5 protein-coding genes are annotated in these 6,311 nt (G+C 70.1%); 1 reads left to right on the forward strand and 4 read right to left on the reverse strand.

Annotated elements, in window-relative coordinates; all coding sequences use genetic code 11:
* A partial coding sequence (locus G7A99_RS14170; protein WP_163141243.1) for an enoyl-CoA hydratase-related protein occupies positions 1–671 on the reverse strand: 671 nt, incomplete at its 3' end.
* A 324-nt stretch (positions 672–995) separates the two neighbouring features.
* Here G7A99_RS14170 and G7A99_RS14175 point away from each other — a divergent pair.
* Positions 996–2,321, forward strand: a complete 1,326-nt coding sequence (locus G7A99_RS14175) for a chloride channel protein (RefSeq protein WP_018717101.1) — start codon at positions 996–998, stop codon at positions 2,319–2,321.
* Positions 2,322–2,472: 151 nt separating this feature from the next.
* On the opposite strand, the gene G7A99_RS14180 is transcribed toward G7A99_RS14175, so the two are convergent.
* The 3 genes from G7A99_RS14180 to G7A99_RS25540 form a co-directional block, all read right to left on the reverse strand.
* Positions 2,473–4,248 (reverse strand): acyl-CoA dehydrogenase, encoded by a 1,776-nt coding sequence (locus tag G7A99_RS14180; RefSeq protein ID WP_018717102.1) that lies wholly within the window; start codon positions 4,246–4,248, stop codon positions 2,473–2,475.
* Between the two features lies 1 nt (position 4,249).
* Complete coding sequence (locus G7A99_RS14185) at positions 4,250–5,794, reverse strand: cryptochrome/photolyase family protein (RefSeq protein ID WP_163141246.1); 1,545 nt, start codon at positions 5,792–5,794, stop codon at positions 4,250–4,252.
* Positions 5,795–5,804: 10 nt separating this feature from the next.
* Positions 5,805–6,311 (reverse strand): M23 family metallopeptidase (locus tag G7A99_RS25540; RefSeq protein WP_240466289.1); only part of this gene is annotated, 507 nt, incomplete at its 5' end.

Raw genomic sequence — 6,311 nt, forward strand, 5'->3', positions numbered from 1 at the left:
CTCATGCCGAGCTGGCGGTAGAACAGCTGCTTGCCGAGCCGCCGCGCGGTGGGCGCCTTGGCGGCGATGGTCTCCGCCAGCCGGTCCACCTCGCCCTCCAGCTCATCGGCGGGCACGGCGCGGTTGATCAGGCCGATGCGCGCCGCGGTGGCGGCGTCGATGAACTCGCCGGTGAGCAGCATCTCCATGGCGTGTTTCGGCGCGATGGCCCGGCTGACCGCCACCGAGGGCGTGCCGCAGAACAGGCCCAGGTTGATGCCGGAGGTGGCGAGACGGGCGTCATCGCTGGCGACGGCGAGGTCGCAGGCGGCGACGAGCTGGCAACCGGCGCCGGTGGCAATGCCCTGGACCTGGGCGATTACCGGCTGGGGCATACGATTGATCTGCAGCATGAGGTCGCCGCAGGCGTCGAACAGGGACTGGTGCTCGGCCTCGGTGGTGCCGCTGCGCACCTCGGCGAGGTCATGGCCGGCCGAGAAGGCCTTGCCCTCGGCGGCGATGACCACGACGCGCACGGCGTCGTCGTCCGCCGCCTCCGCCAGCCGCTCGCGCAGATCGTCCAGCAGCTCACGGGTCAGCGGGTTGTAACGCCCGGCGTTGGTGAGCGTCAGGGTGAGCACGCCGGTATCGCTCATCCGCTCCGTGAATCCACGTTCCATTGTCGCGGCCATGGTTCTCCTCCCTCTATTCCCCTGTCCACACGGAACACGCCTTGTGCGGATAGGTTATTCTCCCGCATACTATATATAGGGTGAGTCTTTATCGACAGGCTCGTGGATTCCTTTTCCAGAGAGGTCCCTTATCTCACCCGCTCCGCGCCCGTGACGAACACGTCGATCCGCGATGGCTCGGCGACGACGTGCCCCTTTTTGCATCTTCATTGCAATGGGGCCGCCCTCAATGTCTCGTCTAAAACTGGCTCGCTCGCACGCTGATCTTCTGTCGGGCGGCGCCGGCCTCGCGTCCACGGGCGTGGACGGGAGGACTGTGCACGAATGAACGAACTACTGCTCGGACTGCGACGCTCGAAACGCAACCTGCTCTCACCGCTCCTCTGGCGTGTCCGAATCGTCTTCTGGCTGGCCTCCATTGTCGTTGGCCTCGCGGGCGTCGCTTTCGCGATGGGCGCCGATTACGCCCAGGGCATTCACAACCGTCTCATGGACCTCTCGCCCTGGGCGACCCTGATCATCACCCCGCTGGGCATCGGCGCCCTCGTCTGGTTCACCGAGCGCTTCATCCCCGCCGCCTCGGGCAGCGGCATCCCCCAGGTCATCGTGGCCCTGCAGGGCCGCACCGGCGACCCGGTGCGCCAGCGGGTGCTCTCGCCGGTCGTCGGCGTCGCCAAGATCGTGGTGACGATGTTCGGCCTCATGCTCGGCGCCTCCATCGGCCGCGAGGGACCGACCATCCACGTCGGTGCGGCGGTGATGCACCTCGCGGGGCGTATCGGCCGTTTCCCGTCACATTACCTCGAGAAGGGCCTTATCCTCGCCGGCGGTGCGGCGGGCCTGTCGGCGGCGTTCAACACACCACTCGCCGGTGTGGTCTTCGCCATCGAGGAGCTGCACCGGGACTACGAGGAGGGCACCAGCGGCCTCGTGCTGCTCTCGGTCATCCTCGCGGGTCTGACCTCGCTGGTCGTGATCGGCGACTACGCCTACTTCGGCCACATCTCCACGACCATGCCCCAGGACTGGAGCTGGGTGGCGGTGCCGGTCTGCGGGCTGGTCGGCGGCCTGGCCGGCGGGCTTTTCTCCTGGACGCTGCAGGTCGGCGTGCGCGGCCTCGGCCCGATCCGCCGCGGCTGGCCGCTGCTCTTCGGTCTCGGCTGCGGACTGGTGATCGCGCTGATCGGCATTGCCGCAGGCGGGCGTACCTTCGGCACGGGCTACGAGCAGGCCAAGCACCTGCTGGATGCCGGCTCCATGGCCGAACCGGGGGCGATGCTGAGCACGCCGCTGCTGGCCATCGGCAAGTGGCTCGCCACCGTCGTGTCGTACCTCAGCGGCATCCCCGGTGGCCTGTTCTCGCCGAGCCTCTCCGCCGGCGCCGAGCTCGGTGCCGCGCTGACCGGCGTTCTACCCTACGCCCCGGCGGGCGTGGTGATCCTTCTGGGCATGACCGCCTACTTCTCCGGCGTGGTACAGACGCCCATTACCACTTTCGTGATCGTGCTGGAGATGACGGACAACAACGCCATGCTGGTACCGCTGATGGCCACCAGCGTGATCGCCTTCGGCGTCTCCCGGGCCATCTGCCCCTATCCGGTCTATCACGCCCTGGCCAAGACCTTCATAGGCCGGCGCGACGACGCCTGACCCGGCCCCTGGCGGTGGCCGTCTACGGTCACCGCCAGGCGGGGCAACGCCGGTCACGGGCCACGGGCGCGGCATCACACGGACACCGACGACGGCACGGGCGCCGGCGTGCCCTTCGCCCGCCTCCTCATGAAACGGGCCGGCGAGGCCGTCACAGCTCGCCCAGGACCGCGGCCGTCGGCACGCCGGCCACCACCCCGCCCCGACTTCGTGCCGCCGCGCCGTGAGCCTCCGCCCGGGGCAGCACGTGCGCGGCGTAGAACCGCGCCACGTCGACACGGGCCCGGTTGAAGGCGTCGTCCTCCGAGCCGGCCGCGACCCTGGCGGCGCGCGCTAGCAGCCAGCCGCCGGCGACGAAACCGGTCTGCATCAGCAGCGGGAACGCGGCCGCCCCGGCGGCGGCCGGGTCATCCGCAGCGTTCTCCAGTACCCGGGCGGTGCTTCGGCGCAACGCGGCGATCGCCGAGACCATGCCGCTGCCGATCTCCGAGAGCCCCGGCGAGGCGCAGTCGCCCAGGCCGTCGACGTCCGCCGCCATGTCGTCGAGTAGAGCGGTCATCGCCGCACCGCTATCCCGCAACAGCTTGCGACCCATGAAGTCGTTGGCCTGGATGCCGTTGGTGCCCTCGTAGATCGCGGCGATACGGGCGTCGCGCAGGTACTGGGCGGCCCCGGTCTCCTCGATGTAGCCCATGCCCCCATGCACCTGGATGCCGAGCGAGGCGACCTCGATACCGAGCTCCGTGCACCAGGCCTTGATCACCGGGATGAGCAGGTCTGCCCTCGCCTGCTGGCGACCGCGCTCGTGGCCGTCCGTGGCACGCCGTGCGCGGTCCATGGCGGCGGCCCCGGCGTAGCAGAGCGCGCGCATGGCCTCGGTGCACGACTTCATGGTCAGCAGCATGCGGCGCACGTCCGGGTGACCGACGATGCTCGCCTCGCCGCTGACGGTACGCCCCTGGGTGCGCTCGGCAGCATACGCCGCGGCCTGCTGGTAGGCCCGTTCGGCAATGGACAGCCCCTGCATGCCGACCTTGTGGCGGGCCTCGTTCATCATCGTGAACATGTACTCCAGCCCGCGCCCCTCCTCGCCGACGAGGTAGCCCACGGCGCCGTCGGTCTCGCCGTAGATCATGGTGCACGTGGGGCTGGCATGGATGCCGAGCTTGTGCTCGATGCCGCCGCAGTACATGTCGTTGCGCTCGCCAGGCTGCCCGGCGGCGTCCGGCAGGTACTTGGGCACGATGAACATGGAGATACCGCGCACGCCCGCGGGGGCGTCCGGGGTGCGGGCGAGCACGAGGTGGACGATGTTGTCCGTCATGCCGTGTTCGCCCCAGGTGATGTAGATCTTCTGGCCGAAGATCCGGTAGTGATCGTCACGACGCTCGGCGCGGGTGCGGATGGCCCCCAGGTCCGAGCCGGCCTGGGGCTCGGTCAGGTCCATGGTCCCCGTCCACTCGCCGCTCACCAGCCGCGGGAGATAGCGCGCCTGCTGGGCCTCGCTGCCGTGACGCTCCAGGGCCTCGATGGCACCGGCGGTGAGCATCGGGCACAGCGAGAACGACAGGTTCGCCGCCTGCCACATCTCCTGGGTGGCGGTAGCCACCAGCGCCGGCAGCCCCATGCCGCCATGCGCCGGATCGCAGGCAACGGCGTTCCAGCCCGCCTCCGCGTAGGCACGGTAAGCCGCGGCGAAGCCCTCCGGCACGACCACGTCACGCCCCTCCAGCCTGGCGCCGGCCCGGTCGCCCGGCGCATTGAGCGGCGCGAGCTCGCCGCCGGCGAAGCGCGCCGCCTCCTCCAGGATCGCGGCCACCGTCTCCGGCGTCGCCTCCTCGAAACCGGGCAGTGAGGCGATGTCCGCCAGATTGAAAACCTCCTCCATGAGGAAGCGCATGTGCCGCACGGGCGCATCGTAGCTCATTTCACTCTCCTCCTTTGTCGCGCAGCGCCGCCGCCTGCGCCCGGATGGCCGGCAGCTCCTCCGAGCGCCGCTGCAGGTTCTTCAGCTGCAGCCGCATGCGGTGGTTGCCCGTCAGGCGTTCACGGTGGCGGTCGAGAAAATCCCAGTAGAGGGTGGTCAGCGGACAGGCATCCGGCCCGCTGGCCTTTGCCGGGTCGAACCGGCAGCCCCGGCAGTAATTGCTCATGCGCCGCACGTAGGCGCCACTCGCGCAGTACGGCTTGGTGGCCATCACCCCGCCATCGCCGAACTGGCTCATGCCCAGCGTATTGGGCAGGCTCACCCAGTCGACGGCGTCGAGGTACATGGCCATGTGCCATTCGTGGAAACGGTAGGGGTGCACGCCGTAGAGCTGGGCGTAGAGCCCAAGCACCATCAGCCGCTGGATGTGGTGGGCGTAACCGTTGGTGAGGACGTTGTCCATGGCGTCCGCCATGCAGCGCATGGACGTCTCCCCGCTCCAGTAGGCCGCCGGCAGCGCCCCCTCGTGGCCGAGGTGATTGAGCCCGGCATAGCCCGGCATGCGGCTCCAGTAGATGCCGCGGACGTACTCGCGCCAGCCGAGGATCTGGCGTACGAACCCCTCGACGTGGTTGAGCGCCGCCCGCCCCTCCCGCCAGGCGGCCACGGCCGCCTCCACACAGGCCTGTGGTGTGATCAGGTGCATGTTCAGCGCCGCCGACAGGCGCGAGTGGTAGAGCTGGTGACCACCGGTCCACATCGCGTCCTGCCAGGTGCCGAAGGCCGGGAGGCGCACGTCGATGAAGTGCGCCAGCACCTGCTGGGCCTGTGCCGGCGTCACCGCAAGGTCGAAGCCCGCCATGTCGCCGGGATGGTCGCCGAAACGCGCCGTGACGGTCTCCATCACCGCACGGGTGGTGGCATCCGGGCGGAAGGACGGCGGCGGCTCGATCCACCCCGGCCCCTGGCGGCCAAAGGCACGGCGGTTGTCGTGATCGAGGTTCCAGACCCCGCCGGCGGGACTGCCGCCGTCCATGAGCACGCCGTGGCGCCGGCGCAGGCGGCGGTAGAAGTCCTCGAGCAACAGGGATCGGCGGCCCCGCGCCCAGTGTTCGAAGTCCGCGACGGTGGTGTAGAAGTGCCGGTCCGTGCGGATGTCCAGCGCCAGGCCCAGTGTCTCGGCGACGGCCTCGAGCGAGCGCCGCACGTGGTAGTCACCGGGCTCGAGGACCACCAGCCGTTCGGGTGCGAGGCGCGGCACGTCCTCCGCGAGGATGTCGGCGAGCCCGTGTCCCCGCTCCGCCCCCGGTGCCAGTGCCAGCGCGTGGTAGCACACATGCACGCCGCGGGCGCGAAGGCCGTCGCGGAAGTGGCGCATGGCGGAGAAGAACAGCACCAGCCGGCGCTGGTGGGCCGGGAAGGTGCCGGTACGGGTCTCGGCCTGCGCCTCGGCCATCCATACGCTGTCGCGTGTGGGGTCGAAATCGTCGAACGCCGCCGATGCCGGATCCAGCTGGTCGCCGAGGACGATCACCAGATCGCGCACGGGACGTACCTCAGCCGCCGGGCATGGGCGGAACCAGCAGGGTCGGGTCGACCCGGCGGTCGAACCAGTTCATGCGCCAGTCCAGGTGCGGACCGGTAGCCCGGCCGCTGGCGCCGACCTCGGCGATGGGATCGCCGCGGCGGACGCGCTCGCCCTCCTTCACGGTGATCCGGGAGAGATGGAGGAAGGCGGAGGAGACGCCCTGGCCGTGGTCGATGAGCAGGGTACCGCCGGAGTAGTACATGTCGTCGTGGACGAGGCTGACCACGCCGTCCGCCGGCGCGACCACGGTGGCCCCCCTCGGAGCGGCGATGTCCACGCCGTAGTGGGGCCGCCGCGGCTCGCCGTTGAGCACGCGCTGGCTGCCGTACACACCGGTGATGCGCCCGGTCACCGGCCACCGCCAGCCGCTGGTGTAGTCGGCGCGGGGATCGTTGCGCCGGCGCGCCTCGCGCACCATCGCCACCTCCCGGCGGATGCGCTTCAGGGCGTCCTCATCCGGGCTGACGGTACGGGT

Source organism: Arhodomonas sp. KWT, assembly GCF_010993615.1.